Source organism: Pararhodobacter oceanensis, from assembly GCF_003076755.1.
GTDB lineage: Bacteria > Pseudomonadota > Alphaproteobacteria > Rhodobacterales > Rhodobacteraceae > Pararhodobacter > Pararhodobacter oceanensis.
This window is the reverse complement of sequence record NZ_QDKM01000001.1, coordinates 926,651-943,196: the sequence shown is the minus strand read 5'-3', so window position 1 is coordinate 943,196 and position 16,546 is coordinate 926,651. Positions and strand designations below refer to the sequence as shown.

At 61.6% G+C, this 16,546-nt stretch carries 7 protein-coding genes; 1 reads left to right on the top strand and 6 read right to left on the bottom strand.

Going from position 1 to position 16,546, the window contains the following annotated elements; genetic code table 11:
* Positions 1-13: 13 nt before the first annotated feature.
* Genes DDE20_RS04185 through DDE20_RS04160 form a run of 6 tightly spaced genes read right to left on the bottom strand, consistent with a single transcriptional unit; the run spans position 14 to position 7,116 of the window.
* Positions 14-1,012 carry an ABC transporter permease gene (locus tag DDE20_RS04185; RefSeq protein ID WP_165814417.1) on the bottom strand — a complete coding sequence of 333 codons (999 nt, stop codon included), beginning with the start codon at positions 1,010-1,012 and terminating at the stop codon, positions 14-16.
* 11 nt (positions 1,013-1,023) lie between these two features.
* Positions 1,024-2,541, bottom strand: coding sequence for a sugar ABC transporter ATP-binding protein (locus DDE20_RS04180; protein WP_116557144.1), 1,518 nt, complete (start codon positions 2,539-2,541; stop codon positions 1,024-1,026).
* Complete coding sequence (locus tag DDE20_RS04175) at positions 2,538-3,689, bottom strand: Gfo/Idh/MocA family protein (RefSeq protein ID WP_205961615.1); 1,152 nt, start codon at positions 3,687-3,689, stop codon at positions 2,538-2,540. The genes DDE20_RS04180 and DDE20_RS04175 overlap by 4 nt, the downstream gene beginning before the upstream one ends.
* Positions 3,689-4,744 carry a sugar phosphate isomerase/epimerase family protein gene (locus DDE20_RS04170; protein ID WP_116557143.1) on the bottom strand — a complete coding sequence of 352 codons (1,056 nt, stop codon included), beginning with the start codon at positions 4,742-4,744 and terminating at the stop codon, positions 3,689-3,691. The genes DDE20_RS04175 and DDE20_RS04170 overlap by 1 nt, the downstream gene beginning before the upstream one ends.
* Before the next feature lie 18 nt (positions 4,745-4,762).
* The gene (gene xylA / locus DDE20_RS04165) at positions 4,763-6,058 is read right to left on the bottom strand and encodes a xylose isomerase (RefSeq protein WP_116557142.1); all 1,296 of its coding nucleotides are present in this window, start codon (positions 6,056-6,058) and stop codon (positions 4,763-4,765) included.
* On the bottom strand, positions 6,055-7,116 hold the full coding sequence (locus DDE20_RS04160) for a LacI family DNA-binding transcriptional regulator (protein WP_116557141.1): 1,062 nt from the start codon (positions 7,114-7,116) through the stop codon (positions 6,055-6,057). Before DDE20_RS04160 ends, xylA begins: the two co-directional genes overlap by 4 nt.
* Positions 7,117-8,043: 927 nt before the next feature.
* On the opposite strand from DDE20_RS04160, the gene DDE20_RS04155 reads away from it, so the two are divergent.
* Positions 8,044-16,404: an HYR domain-containing protein gene (locus DDE20_RS04155; RefSeq protein ID WP_205961614.1), complete on the top strand. Its 8,361-nt coding sequence runs from the start codon at positions 8,044-8,046 to the stop codon at positions 16,402-16,404.
* Positions 16,405-16,546 lie beyond the last annotated feature (142 nt).

Sequence of the window (16,546 nt, the reverse complement as noted above, 5' to 3'; positions counted from 1 at the left end):
GTTGGCAGGCGGCTCAACTTACCGCCTTGCGTTCGCGCTGCAGGATCACAGCGAGAATGATGATGACCCCTTGGATCGCGCCATTCAGATAGGGCGACACAAAGTCGGTCAGATTGAGGATATTGCCGATCAGGCTGAGGATCAGGACCCCGATCACGGTGCCCCAGACACGGCCAAATCCGCCTTTCAACACAGTGCCGCCGATGATCACCGCGGCGATCGCCTCCAGCTCCCAGAGCACGCCGGTAGAGGCCGATGCCGAGCCCAGTCGCGGCACATACATGATCGTCGCGACGCCGACCAAAATGCCCAGAGCGGCATAGGAGATCAGGCGGGTGCGTTTGACGTTCACGTTGGAGTAATGGGCCACATGCTCATTCGATCCCGTCGCCGCACAATGCCGGCCATAGGCGCTGCGCGACATGATGATCTCGCCGATGATCACGACAAGGAAAAACACGATGATCGGCCAGCTGACCCCCAGAATGCCGTCAAAGTAGACGGGGCGGTAAAACGAGCGCAGGCCGAAATCCAGCGACAGCGTGCCGCCATCGGCCAGCCAAGTGACCAGCGAGCGGTAGATGCCCATCGACCCGAGGGTGACAATAAAGGCCTCGATCCCCAGCGTGGTGATCAAAAACCCGTTGAGCAACCCCGCCAATAGCCCCGCGACGATCGCCGTGACCATGCCCAGCAGGATAATCGGGATGCCGATCCCCATACTGGGCAGGGCCGCGTTCATCACCAGAATCATCAGACCGGCAATAAACGCCGCCATTGACCCCACCGATAGGTCCAGCCCGCCGGCGGTGATCACAAAGGTCATGCCCACCGCGATGATGCCGATAAAGGCCGAACGCGCCAGAACATTGGTGATATTCGCCGCGCTCAGAAAGTTGGCATTCATCATCGCCCCGATGGCCAGCAGGACCAAAAGCGCCACGATCGGGCCAAGCACGGACATCGAGGGGAAGCGCAGCCCAGTCGTTGGAGATGTGGTTGTGTCGGTCATCTGTTCATTCCTCAGGCCATCTCTGGCGTTTGTTCGGCGGGCAATCCCATGGACAGGCGGACAATCGCGCCTTCATTTATATCGCTGTCTTCCAGCGCACCGCTGATCCGGCCCGAGCGCATCACCAACACACGGTCGGCCAATCCGATCAATTCGGGCATTTCCGAAGTGATCACGATGATCGCATGTCCGGCGTCGGCCAGATTGCGCAAGAACGCATAGATTTGTTGTTTGGTGCCGATGTCGATGCCGCGTGTGGGCTCGTCGACGATCAGCACGCGGGGCTCGGACAGCATGACTTTGGCGAGCAGCAGCTTTTGCTGGTTGCCGCCGGACATATTGCCCACCTTCACACCACGGGTGCCGGTGCGGATGTCAAACTCGGCAATCGCTGCGGTCAGCGCTGCTTCTTCTGCGGCGCGGTTGATCAACATGCCGCCGAATTTGTGCAGGTTGGCCAGCGTCAGATTTTCGCGCATCCCGCGTTCCAACAGCAGCCCGCGCAGTTTGCGGTCTTCGGTCAGATAGCACAATCCGGCCTGCTGCGCGTCGCCGGGGCGTTTGAAACGCACCTCGCGGTCAAACAGGGTGACACGCGCCGCCGAGGCCGGGCGCAAGGCGGCCAGCCCTTCCATCACTTCGGTCCGGCCCGAGCCGATCAATCCGCCGATGCCGAGGATCTCGCCTTGGCGCAGCTCGAATGAGACATTCTCGGCAAAGCCCGGCACGCTTAGACCTTCGACCTTGAGCACCACCGGCGCATCCACTGGCACATCGGGTTTGGCCGGATAAAGGGCCGAGACATCGCGGCCGACCATGGCGATGGCCATCTCGTCTTCGGTCATTGCAGCGGTCGGGCCGGCATGCACCACAGCCCCGTCGCGCATGATCGTGACCTGATCCGAATGCGCTGCGACCTCGTCGAGTTTATGCGAGGTCAGCAGGATCGCCGTCCCCGCATCGCGCAGGGCTGCGACCTGTTCAAACAAGACCTCGGTCTCGCGGTTGGTCAGCACCGCCGTCGGCTCGTCCATGATCAACACCCGCGCTTCGCGTGACAGCGCCTTGGCGATCTCGACCATCTGTTTTTCGGAATTGGACAGGCTGGAGACCAAAGCATCCGGTGATACATCGCAAGCCACGCGCGACAGGTAATCCCGCGTCAACCGGCGCATCTCGGATTTGTCCAGCAGCAGCCCGCGCTTCAACTCACGGCCCAGAAAGATGTTCTGCTCGACGGTCAACTGTTCGGCAAGATTGAATTCCTGATGGATCATCACGATCCCCGCGGCCTCGCCGTCTTGCAGGCTGCCGAAGGTGACGATCTGCTTGTCGAGCCGCACCTGTCCCGCGCTGGGCGGCTGATAGCCGGCCAGTATCTTCATCGTGGTGGATTTGCCCGCCCCGTTCTCGCCGATCAACGCATGGACGCTGCCCGCCTGCAACGCGAGGTCAATATTATGCAGCACTTCGATCGGGCCGAAGCTTTTGCTGACGTTATTGAGAGCAAGAACGGGGGGCTGTGTCATAGGTTGGTCCACGCGGCATTGGCCTTGGACGAGGCCACGCAGGCATTGATAAACCGCATGCCGTCCATTCCGGCCTTGATCCCCGGCAATTGCCCCATCGCGGTAGCGCGGTCGGCCCCGGCCTGCACGGCGCGGATGGCGTCGGCGGCCTCGCTATAGATCGTGGCGAAACCCTCCAGATAGCCCTCGGGATGGCCGCTTGGGATACGGCTGACCACCTGCGAGACCGCGCTGGCGCCCGAGCCGTTGCGGGTCAACAGGCGTTTGGCTTCCCCATGCGGTGTGAACCACAGATAGTTCGGGTCTTCCTGCGACCATTCCAACCCGCCTTTCTCGCCGTAGATGCGCAGTTTCAGAGCGTTTTCATTGCCCGGTGCCACTTGGCTGGACCACAGCATCCCGCGCGCGCCACCGGCGAACCGCAGCATCATATGGGCGTTGTCATCGAGCGTCCGCCCTGCAACGAAAGCCTGCAGATCCGCCGCGAGGCTTTCGACCTCTAGGCCAGAGACAAAACAGGCGAGGTTATGGGCATGGGTGCCGATATCGCCAATCGACCCGCCCGCACCCGAGCGCGCGGGGTCGGTGCGCCATTCGGCCTGTTTCAACCCCTCACTCTCCATCGGTGAGGTTAGCCAATCCTGCGGATACTCCGCCTGCACGATGCGGATCGTGCCCAATTCGCCCGAAGCGATCATCTCGCGGGCCTGCCGGATCATCGGATAGCCGGTGTAATTATGGGTCAGCACGAACAAAGCGTCGCTGTCCGCCACCAGCTTTTCCAACGCGGCGGCGTCCTCCATGGTCGAGGTCAGTGGCTTGTCGCAGATCACATGGATGCCCTGCGCCAGAAACGCTTTGGCGGCGGCCGCATGCACATGGTTGGGCGTGACGATCGAGACCGCCTCGATCCCGTCCTCGCGCGCGGCCTCGGCCTTGGCCATTTCCTCAAAGCTGCCGTAGGAGCGTGAAATACCAAGCGCTTCGGCGCTGGCGGCGGATTTTTCCGGCGTCGAGGACAGCGCCCCGGCCACCAGATCAAACCGGCCATCAATGCGCGACGCAATGCGGTGGACGCCGCCGATAAAGGCGTCATTGCCCCCGCCAACCATACCCAGACGAATGCGGTTACTGTTTTGCTTGGCCATCAGTCGATCCCCAGCATCTTGCGGTTTGCCGCCTCATCCGTCCCGCCATCGGCGAAATCGTCAAAGGCACGCTCGGTGACGCGAATGATGTGATCTTTGACGAATTGCGCGCCTTCGCGGGCACCGTCCTCGGGGTGTTTAATGGCGCATTCCCATTCGACCACCGCCCAGCCGTCGAAATCATTGGCGGTCATTTTCGAAAACACCGCGCCAAAATCAACCTGACCGTCACCAAGGCTGCGGAAGCGCCCCGCGCGGTCGACCCAAGGCTGATAGCCGGAATAGACCCCTTGGCGGCCCGTCGGATTGAACTCGGCATCCTTGACATGGAACATCCGGATCCGGTCCTTGTAGATGTCGATATTGTCCAGATAATCAAGGCATTGCAGCACATAATGGCTCGGATCATAGAGCATGTTGCAGCGCGCGTGGTTGTTCAGCCGCTCAAGAAACATCTCGAAGGTGACACCGTCGTGCAGGTCTTCGCCGGGATGGATTTCGTAGCAGATATTGACGTCGTTATCCTCGGCGTGATCGAGGATCGGACGCCAGCGACGGGCCAATTCATCAAAGGCGGTTTCAATCAGACCAGCAGGGCGCTGCGGCCAAGGGTAGACATAGGGCCAGGCCAGCGCGCCCGAAAACGTCGCGTGGTTCTTGATGCCCATATTTTGAGAGGCGGTGATCGCCTTCATCACCTGATCGACCGCCCATTCCTGCCGCGCCTTCGGGTTGCCATGCACCGAAGGATGGGCAAACCCGTCAAACGCGGTGTCATAGGCGGGATGCACGGCGACCAATTGGCCTTGCAGATGGGTCGAAAGCTCGGTGACTTCGACACCGTTTTCGCGCGCTTTGCCCTGAAATTCCTCGCAATACCCTTTGCTTTCGGCCGCTTTGGCCAAATCGATCAAGCGGCCATCCCAACTGGGCACCTGAACCCCTTTGTATCCGCAATCGGCGGCCCATTTGGTAATGCTGTCCCATGAATTGAACGGGGCTTCGTCACCGGCGAACTGCGCCAGAAACAATGCCGGACCTTGAATGGTTTTCATGCTAATTCTCCCTTCCGCCTAGACGAAACGATTGACGATGTTTTCCAGGATTTCCTGCCGGCCCGAGCGCGGCTGCGGGTTGATGCCATCGGCCACGACCTGCGCCGCGATCGAGGCGAAATCACTCTCCAGCAGGGCTTTGCCATCCCCGGCATCCCAGCCCGCGTAGCGCTCAGCCCGCATCTTTTCCAAGGTGCCATCCTCCAGCATCGCCGCCGCCGCCTTGAAGCCACGCGCGCAGACATCCATCGCACCCGCATGGGCCGCGACCAGATCGACCGGATCCAGCGACTGGCGCCGCAGTTTGGCGTCGAAATTGGTGCCGCCAGTGGTGAACCCTCCGGCCTTGAGAACCTCGTAATAGGCCAGCGCCACCTCGGGCACGTTGTTGGGAAACTGGTCGGTATCCCAACCGGATTGATAGTCGTTGCGGTTCATATCGATGGAGCCAAAGATGCCCAGCGATGAAGCCAGCGCCAACTCATGCTCAAAAGAATGCCCCGCCAAGATCGCGTGGCCCTGTTCGATGTTCATCTGCACTTCATTCTCAAGGCCGAATTCCTTGAGGAAGCCGTAGACGGTCGCCACGTCATAATCATACTGATGCTTTGACGGCTCTTGTGGCTTCGGCTCGACCAGAATCGCGCCCTTGAAGCCGATTTTATGCTTATACTCGACCGCCATCTGCAAGAACCGCCCCGCCTGCTGGCGCTCGCGCTTCAGGTCGGTGTTGAGCAGGGTTTCATAGCCTTCGCGCCCGCCCCAGAGCACATAGTTCTGCCCGCCCATCTTATGGGTGGCATCCATGCAGTTTTTCACCGTGGCGGCGGACCAGGCGAAAATCTCGGGGTCGGGGTTGGTCGCGGCACCGGACATAAAGCGGCGGTGGCTGAACAGATTGGCGGTGCCCCACAGGAGCTTGGTCTTGCTGTTTTCCATCTTGCCGATCAGATAATCGACGATCTCTTCAAAGTTCCGCTGGCTTTCCGAAAAGCTGTCACCCTCGGGGCGGATATCCACATCATGCCAGCAAAAGAACGGCACATTCAGCAGCTCGAACATCTCAAATGCCACATCAGCCTTGAGCCGCGCCAGATCCATCGTCTCGCCAAACCATGGGCGATCAAAGGTCTGGCCGCCAAAGGGATCACCGCCGGGCCAGGCAAAGGAATGCCAATAGGCAACGGCAAACCGCAGATGGTCTTCCATGCGCTTTCCGGCAATGACCTCATCAGGGTTGTAGTGGCGAAAACCCAATCCGGTGCTGTCAGGATCATATGACAGGGGGCTGATATCTTTGAAAAAATCGGTCATCTTATCTGGACTTCCATCGCATCATTGAGAGTGTCCGCGGGCAGATTGTCCCGCACATAAATCGTTGGCATGAGGTCTGGCATCGGCGGCAATTCTCGGTCGTCGATCAAGGCGCGCAAAAGGGCGAAGGCGCGGTTGACCTCGACATCGGGGCGCTGGTCGATCACCAGATCAATGTGATTGTCGATCAATGCCTGTTTCGAATGCGCGACCAACTCATGGACCACGCAAAACGGACGCGCGCCTGGTGACGTGCTGATCGCCTCGATCAACCCGACATTGCCCGCCCCGACATTGTAGAAGGCGGTCACAGAGGCGCCGGATTGCAGGGCGTTTGCGGCTGATTTGCATAGAACCGCAGGATCATCTTTGGTCAGGATCGGGTCCAGCACCGTCAGATCGGGGAAATCCGCCGCGATCACATCGCGAAACCCCTGCAGGCGCTCGGCGTGGTCGCGGGCTTCCATCGAGCCGACAAAGGTCTGGATCGCCCCCGCCCGCCCGCGATGAGCGAGGCCGGTCATCCGTGCAGCGGTGCGCCCGGCGACCTTATTGTCGATCCCGATATAGGCCGAGCGGAACTCAACCGGCAAATCCGAGACCAGCCCGATCACGGCCACGCCGCGCGCGCGCAATTCGGCCAGCGGCTGTTCCAGCAACCGGCTTTGCAGCCCGACAATCGCGACCCCGTCCAGCTCACTGCCTGCGAGGTCAACGATACTGTCTTTCAGCCCCTCCACCGAGAAGGCCGAGACATCGACGATCCTGACGCTGATACTATCCGCGCTCAGGTGATCGGCCGATTGAATGATATGATCGCGGACGCGGCTAAAGAAGGCGTTCGATCCGGTGGGGATCAGAAAGGCCAAGCGGTAGACGCGCCGCCGGGACAGATTGGCGGCAGCGACATTGCGCACATAGCCCAGTCTTTCGACGGCGTCGCGCACCTTGTCGATCGACTTCTGCGCAACATTTCCACGCTTGTTGATCACGCGATCCGCGGTTGCATAGCTCACGCCTGCAGCCTCAGCGACATCGCTCAATGTCGGACCTGACATATTTCCTCCCCGAACGCGGCGCTCCCTCACCGCGTGATCTCGAAGCTAGCGGATTTGATTGCAAGACGTCAATCATTTTTTGATATACGTCGATCATTTCCGAAATTGCGGGAGGGTAGGTGGCGGCGAAGAGGGGAGGTGGATGGGGAATTTACCCTTTATTACAATCAATTAGATGGATGCTGCGAATGCGCCGAGTGCCGTCAGTCGCCGCATAGCGTGCTGGATAAGAAGCGGGCGCTACATGACGGGCGCACAACGGCGCTCTGAGTGGCAGCGATCCTGTTTTCTCTGGCAGGTTGCTTGGCGAGGGCTGAGTCGGAAGTCGCCGTCCAAAGGGGGCGAAATCAGGGGTGAGTCGCCCTTGGGTTGTTTTTTGGCGACTGGAAAACCGGCGTTACCACAGGGCGCGGATGGTTGCATGACACGACACCAAGTAGCGCGCAGTGGTTGATTTAAATATACTTAATATCAGCTGGTTGCGGGATTGTTTCGGCGGAAATCACACCGCCCAAACACGCCCTTGCGTCGGATGAATTCACGCACAGAGGCATATAAACTTGCCTTTTACTAGCTTTTTAGCAAAAGTCACAACCAAGGGGTGATCAACCTATTGGTGTGTTGATGAATGTTCTCGCGCGTATGAGTGTTGTGCTTGCGAACCAAACCACGTCCAAGACTGCGCCCAAAACCAAGTCGGGCGTGGCGGGCCGAAACCATGGCCAAACCGGAATGTCCGGCATCCGCCAGCTACTGGCTGCGGCCCTCGTCTTGCTCTTTTCTCTGGCCGCCGCTGGCGCCAGCACCCAAACCGATCCGCGATGCTATGACCCCAGCAACGCAGGGCAGGTCGGTGCCTTGGAATGGACCGGTTGCGCGGGGATGTATATTGTCGTGGACGGGGACCAGCTGCGAGCAGGGGCTTCTATGTCGCGGATCGACATCGGGTCTGTTCGATACTGGTTCGGTGACTTCGGCAATAATGTATTCACCGGCCAAGTCACCGATATGCGCGACCTCTTCTCCGGTGAGTCGCGTTTCAACGCTGATATCGGATATTGGGACACGTCCCGCGTCACAAACATGAGCGGCATGTTTCGCAGTACTGCCGCGTTCAATCAGGACATTAGCGGTTGGGATACGTCCAGCGTGACCAATATGTCAGGCATGTTCGCCTATGCATCGCAGTTCAATCAGGACATCGGCGATTGGGATACGTCCAGCGTGACCAATATGTCAGGCATGTTCACCTATACATCGCAGTTCAATCAAGACATCGGCGGCTGGGACACGTCGAGCGTTACCAATATGTCCGATATGTTCAGATCATCGACGCAGTTCAATCAGGACATCGGAACTTGGAACACCTCGAGCGTCACCAACATGTTCCAAATGTTCCGGTCGGCGTCTCGGTTCAATCAAGATATTTCGGGTTGGATCACGACGAATGTTGCCAATATGGAAGGCATGTTCCGCTGGGCGGCGGCATTCAATCAAGACCTGTCCGGCTGGGATGTGGGGCATATCCCGTCAGAACCGAGCATGTTCAGTGCGTTTGCAGGCGCTTGGGAACTCGCCCAACCCAACTGGGGGAGCCAAGGGCCGCTCGGTATCGCGGGTGTTAACGCAAGCACCGCGGATGGGATCTATGCAGCGGGTGATCTGATCACGGTGACCCTGCATTTCGACGCAGCGGTGATCGTCACCGGCACCCCGCAGATCAGTTTGAATATCAGCCCCATCGCCCGCCGGCTCAGCTACTCTGGCGGCAGCGGCAGTGACCGGTTAACCTTCACTTACACCGTGCAGCCGGGGGATAGCGCGGCAAATCTCGATTATTCCTCCACCGAAATATTGCTGAATGGCGGCGTGATCATTTCGGTCGGCGGTGACGTTCTGCAGCTCATTCTACCGACGCCCGGAACTTCCGGATCCTTGGGCGCGAATAGCAACATCGTGATCGACGCGGTGGCGCCGGTGATCTCGGGCTTGCCCGCTGATATGTCTGTCTCGACCGATCCCGGCCTGAGCACCGCCACCGTCACTTGGGCCGAGCCAACGGCAAGCGACAATATCGCGGTTGCAAGCTTTTCCGCAGACCACGCGTCGGGCGACAGTTTCCCGCTTGGCGACACTCTGGTCACCTATACGGCGGTCGATACGGCAGGCAACCGGACCGAGGGAAGTTTCACCGTTTCGGTCAGCGACACCGAAGCGCCCAGCCTTGTCGATATGCCCGAAAGTTTCAGAGTTGAAACGGATAAAGGTGCGGAAACGGCAAGGGTCACATGGGAGGCTCCGACCGCCCGCGACAACGTCGATGCGGATATCGTGGCCGAGCAATCGGCAGGGCCGGTGAATGGGGCGATCTTTCCCCTCGGCGCGACCACGGTCAGCTATTCCGCAACCGATACCGAGGGCAACACGGTGACCGCCGATTTCACCGTGACGGTGTTTGACGCCGAGGCGCCGGTGCTGGCGGGCATGCCCGAGAGTGTCACCGTGCGCACCGGCGTCGGGTTGGCAACGGCAGTGGTGGAATGGGAGCCAGCCACCGCCAGCGATAACGTCGGGGTCACCGCATTGACCTCAAGCCACGCCCCGGGGGCGGTGTTCCCCATGGGCGATACCCTGGTGACCTATACCGCTCAGGATGCAGAGGGAAACACGGATAGCGCCGATTTCACGGTGACGGTGATCGACGTTGAGCCTCCGGTATGGGCGGCCTTGCTTGAGGATATTTCGGTCACCACCGATGATGAGTTGCCGACAGCCGTGGTCACTTGGGCGCCGCTGACCGCCAGCGATAACGTCGACGGTGCCATCACGCCGGTGCAGACCGCAGGGCCGCCTTCCGGCGCGGCCTTCCCGCACGGAGAAACCTTGGTGAGCTTCAGCGCCACCGATACATCGCTGAACGTGGTGACCGCCAGTTTCCGCGTCACCGTCACCGATGACGAACCGCCGGTGTGGGACGAGATGCCGGAGGACATCGATATCACCACGGATGCGGGCATGCCGACGGCCACCGTGCGCTGGGATCCGCCCACCGCCAGCGACAATGTCGACGGCGCGATCACCGCCGCGCAGACCGAAGGCCCAGCGTCTGGCGAGGCATTTGCCCTCGGGTCCACAACGGTGCGCTACACCGCCACCGATGACACAGGCAACGCGGTCGAGGCCGGATTTACCGTAACGGTGACCGACGATGAACCACCGGTTCTGGCCGGTGTTCCCGAGGATTTCACCACCGGCACGGAACTGGGCCAGCGCTGGGCCAAGGGCGGTTGGACGCCGCCCACCGCCAGCGACAATGTCGGCGTCACCAGTTTCACCTCGTCGCACACCCCGGTTCAGTCTTTCGGACTCGGGGACACCGAGGTGAGCTATACGGCAACAGACGCATCCGGCAATACGACCACCGCCAGTTTCACCGTGACCGTCCTCGATCTGGAGCCACCGGTGATGATCGACCGGCCGCCAAATATCACCGTCAATACCGCGAGAGGGCAGGCGACAGCGGTGGTCAATTGGCGCTCGCCTTCGGTCACCGATAATGTGGATGGGCCGATGCTGCCGGTGCGGACCGAGGGCCCTGCGGCGGGTTCGGAGTTTCCACATGGCGTGACGCTGGTCACCTATACGGCCACCGATTCGTCGGGCAACACCTCCACAACCAGCTTTCGCGCCACGGTCATCGACGAAGAACCGCCGGTTCTGGCCGGTGTTCCAGAGGATATCAGCGTCACCACCGATGCTGACGCGGCGACGGCGGTGGTGGGGTGGGATCTGCCAACCGCCAGCGACAACGTCGACGGCGCACTCACGCCCGAGCTGACCGCCGGGCTGGCACCGGGCTCAGCCTTCCCTACGGGCGCGACGCAGGTGACCTACACCGCCACGGATACGTCCGGGAACGCAAGTAGCGGCAGTTTCACCGTCACGGTCGGTGATGCTGAGGCGCCGGTGATCACTGGGATGCCCGCTGATATTGACGTTGAAACGGACGCGGGATTGCCGACCGCGGTGGTTAGCTGGGATCCCCCGACCGCCAGCGACAATGCCGACGGCCCGCTCGCCCCAGTGCAAACCGCAGGACCAACGCCGGGCTCAGCCTTCCCGCATGGCGAAACCACCGTGAGCTATGCGGTCACGGATAGGGCTGGCAATGTCACCACCGCCAGTTTTACAGTGACCGTGGGCGACGGTGAGGCGCCGGTGATTTCGGGAATGCCGTCCGACATTTCCGTGCCAACCGAAGCCGGTTTGAGCACCGCCGCAGTGACATGGACCGAGCCAACCGCCAACGACAACACCGCCGTTGCTAACTTCACCTCAACCCATACCTCCGGCGATCGCTTCCCGATTGGTGACACGGTCGTGACCTACGCGGCGGACGACGCGATGGGGAACAAGACAGAAGCCAGTTTCACCATCTCGGTTGGTGATACAGAGGCTCCGGTGATCATTGGATTGCCCGCTGATATCGCTGTTGGAACAGACGCGGGCATGCCGACTGCGGTGGTGAGCTGGGACCCTCCCACCGCCAGCGACAACGCCGACGGCCCGCTCACGCCAGTGCAAACCTCAGGCCTCGCCTCGGGTTCAGCCTTCCCGCAAGGCGAAACCATCGTCACCTATAGCGCCACCGATTCAACCGGCAACACCACCACCGCCAGCTTCACAGTGGCCGTGGGCGACGGCGAAGCGCCGGTTATTTCAGGAATGCCGTCTGACATTTCCGTGCAGACCGAGGTTGGTCTGAGCACCGCTGTGGTGACTTGGACCGAGCCAACGGCAAGCGACAACACAGCCGTTATTAGCCTCACCTCAAGCCATACGTCTGGCGATCGCTTCCCGATTGGTGACACGGACGTGACCTACACGGCGGAAGACGCAGAGGGCAATAAGGCCGAGGCCAGCTTCACCGTCTCGGTCGGCGATGCCGAGGCGCCGGTGATCTCTGGGATGCCCATCGATATCGCTGTTGAAACAGACGCGGGCTTGCCGACTGCCGTAGTGAGTTGGGATCCCCCAACCGCCAGCGACAACGCCGACGGCCCGCTCATTCCAGTGCAAACCGCAGGACCAGCGACGGGCTCCGCCTTCCCGCAGGGCGAAACCACCATCACATACACCGCCACCGATTCCACCGGCAACACCACAACCGCCAGCTTCACAGTGACCGTGGGCGACGGCGAAGCGCCGGTGATCTCGGGGATGCCGCCTGACATCTCCGTGCCAACCGAAGCCGGTCTAAGCACCGCCGCAGTGACTTGGTCCGAGCCAACGGCTCACGACAACACCGCCGTGACAGGTCTCATTTCAACCCATATCTCCGGCGACCGCTTCCCGCTCGGGGACACGGTCGTGACCTACACGGCTGAAGACGCAGAGGGCAACAAGACCAGCGCCAACTTCACCATCTCGGTTGGTGATACAGAGGCTCCGGTGATCATTGGATTGCCCGCTGATATCGCTGTTGAAACAGACGCGGGATTGCCGACCGCGGTGGTGATCTGGGATCCGCCCACCGCCAGCGACAACGCCGACGGCCCGCTCACCCCAGTGCAAACCGCAGGCCCCGCCTCGGGCTCCGCCTTCCCGCAAGGCGCATCCACCGTCACCTACACCGCCACCGATTCCACCGGCAACACCACCACCGCCAGCTTCACAGTGACGGTAGGCGACGGCGAAGCGCCGTTGATTTCGGGAATGCCGTCTGACATCTCCGTGCCGACCGAAGCCGGTCTGAGCACCGCCGTGGTGACTTGGACTGAGCCAACGGCAAGCGACAACACCGCCGTGACAAGCCTCACCTCAACCCACACATCCGGCGACCGCTTCCCGATTGGTGACACCTTCGTGACCTACACGGCTGAAGACGCAGAGGGGAACAAGACCAGCGCCAATTTCACCGTCTCGGTCGGCGATACAGAGGCGCCGGTGATCATTGGGATGCCCGCCGATATCGCTGTTGAAACCGACGAAGGCTTGCCGACTGCCGTAGTGAGTTGGGATCCCCCGACCGCCAGCGACAACGCCGACGGCCCGCTCACCCCGCTGCAAACCGCAGGCCCCGCCTCGGGCTCCGCCTTCCCGCAAGGCGCATCCACCGTCACCTACACCGCCACCGATTCCACCGGCAACACCACCACCGCCAGCTTCACAGTGACGGTAGGCGACGGAGAAGCGCCGGTGATTTCGGGAATGCCGTCCGACATTTCCGTGCCAACCGAAGCCGGTCTGAGCACCGCCGTGGTGACATGGGCGGAGCCAACAGCCAGCGACAACACCGCCGTGACAAGCCTCACCTCAACCCACACATCCGGCGACCGCTTCCCGCTCGGGGACACGATCGTGACCTACACGGCGGAAGACGCAGAGGGGAACAAGACCGAGGCCAGTTTCACCGTCTCGGTCGGTGATGCCGAGGCTCCGGTGATTCTTGGGATACCCGCTGATATCGCTGTTGAAACAGACGCGGGTTTGCCGACTGCGGTGGTGAGATGGGACCTTCCCACCGCCAGCGACAACGCCGACGGCCCGCTCACCCCAGTGCAAACTGCAGGACCAGCGCCGGGCTCCGCCTTCCCGCAAGGCGCGACGACCGTGCGCTATGCCGTCACGGATAGGGCGGGCAACACCACCACCGCCAGCTTCGCCGTGACCGTGGGCGACAGTGAGGCGCCGGTGATTTCTGGAGTGCCGTCCGACATCTCCGTGCCGACCGAAGCCGGTCTGAGCACTGCCGTGGTGACTTGGACCGAGCCAACCGCCAGCGACAACACCGCCGTTGCTAGCTTCACCTCAACCCATACCTCCGGCGATCGCTTCCCGATTGGTGACACGGTCGTGACCTACACGGCTGAAGACGCAGAGGGGAATACGACCGAAGCCAGTTTCACCGTCACAGTCGGCGATGCGGAGGCTCCGGTGATCATTGGGATGCCCGCCGATATCGCAGTTGAAACAGACGCGGGCTTGCCGACTGCAGTGGTGAGCTGGGATCCCCCAACTGCCAGCGACAACGCCGACGGCTCGCTCACGCCGACCCAAACAGAGGGGCCAGCACCTGGCTTCGCCTTTCCGCAAGGCGCAACCACCGTCACCTACACCGCCACCGATTCCACCGGCAACACCACCACCGCCAGCTTCACAGTGACGGTGGGCGACGGCGAACAGCCGGTAATCATGGGAATGCCGTCCGACATCTCTATGCCAACCGAGGTTGGTCTGAGCACCGCCGTGGTGACATGGTCCGAGCCAACGGCAAGCGACAACACCGCCGTTACTAGCTTCACCTCAACCCACAGTTCCGGCGACCGCTTCCCGCTCGGGGACACGGTCGTGACCTACACGGCTGAAGACGCAGAGGGGAACAAGGCCGAGGCCAGAATCACCGTCACAGTCGGCGATGCCGAGGCTCCAATTCTGGCGAATATGCCCGCTGATATTGATGTTGAAACGGACGCGGGATTGCCGACCGCGGTGGTGAGCTGGGACCCTCCCACCGCCATCGACAACGCCGACGGTCCGCTCACCCCAGTTCAAACCGCAGGCCCCGCCTCGGGCTCTGCCTTCCCACAAGGCGCAACCACCGTCACCTATACCGCCACCGATTCCACCGGCAACACCACCACCGCCAGCTTCACCGTCACCGTCGCGGATCACACAGCGCCCACCCTTCACATCGCGCCCTTGGAGCGCACAGACGGCGTCTATAGCGCAGTGATCACGCTTTCTGAGCCCAGCACTGACTTCGACGCCAGCGATTTGCGTGTGACCAACGCCCGCGCGACCCTCGAAGGCACGGGGCAGAGCTATGTCGCGCGGCTCACACCCTTGGCCGACGGCGAGATCACGCTCTCGGTGGCGGCGGGCAGTTTCACCGACAGCGCCGGCAACCCCAACGAGGCCTCGGATCTGGTGAGCGCGCTCCATGACGGCACCCCGCCCGAGGTCACGCTGATCGGTCCGGCGGAGGCGGTCAGCGACGTGTTTACCGTCACCGTGGCCTTCTCGGAGCCGGTGACCGGTTTCGCGCCGCTGGCGGTCATCGTGTCGGGTGGCGCACGAAGTGACGCGGGTCTGGCGCGGTCGACTGCACGGCTCAGGGGCATGATCACCACCTATCACATCGAGATCACGCCGGTGATGGGGCACGTGGTGCAGGTCTCGGTTCCGGCGAATGTGGCACGGGATAGCGCCGGAAACAGCAATTTGCCCTCGGCGGTTTTCGAGGTTCGCGCGGCCTCGCCCGCCACCGAGTTCGCGGCACAAGAGCAAGAGGTCCGCGAGATCGTCACCGGAGCCGCGGCGCAGGATCTGCGCGGTCATATCGAGCAAGGGCAACTGCTGGTGCGCAGTGCGCGCGACCGGCTCAGAATGCGCCAGACGGCGCGGCAATCAGGCGTCGCGAGCCGTGGCGAGGTGCCGTTTGATATCGACGGGGTGGCCGCCTATCGCAACGGGGTTTTCGCCAGCAGCGGCACGTTTTTCGAGCAATCGCGGCTCAGCCTGAGCGGGGTGCAACGGCTGATCTTCGGGGATTTCGTCGTGCAGCATGACACCGAGGGCACCACCACTGCCGCGCTGAATGCCAATGTCGCATGGGAGCGGATGCTGTCGTCGCGCACGCTTCTGGGCACCTATCTGGGCGCGCAACTCGGGCGTTCCGAGATTGAAACCAGCTTCACCGGAACCCGCGAGGGCTATGCGTTGAGCGCCGGTGCCTATGTGGTGACGCAACTGCGCGAGAACCTGTTTTTCGACGGCTATCTGGCGCTCAGCTATGGCAACAACAGTCTGGCGATGGACAATGGCGTGTTGTTTCTGGACGGCAGTTACACCACCGGCTCGCTGGTCGTCGGTGGCAATCTGACCGGCGTGATGGAGTTTGCGCGGTTTGAGCTGCATCCCGAGGTCGGCTTTGCCTATGGGCGCACGCAGATCGGCGCGGTGGGTTTTAGCGGCTGGGCGCATGGCATCCGCGACGACGGGCTGACGATGGACGCAGGCCATGTCTCGATGGCCAATCTGACCCTGCGGCCCGAGATGCGCATCCCGCTGACACGGTTCGAGCGCGGGGATGCGCTGCTGAGCCTCGCGCCGCGGGTGCTCTGCGAGTCGCTCGATGCCGAGGTTTTTTGCGGGGCGGGGGCCGAGGTCGGCTTTAGCTATGATTCGCTTGACGGGTTGAGCCAGTTCAACGCGCGGTTGACCGTGGACGATATCGCCAGTTCGCGGCGCTCGACCCTGCGGTTTGATTTCGCGCGAAGGTTCTGAGGGGCGAAAACAAACCGCAGGTGTCAGCTGTGGCGGTGGGGCAGCGCGGGCATATGTCTGTAGCAGCTACACATTCGCACCGCGCAAAACCCTCGGGGCGAACGGCGGCACCGGAATGCCACCGTCTATGGTGCTACCCAAA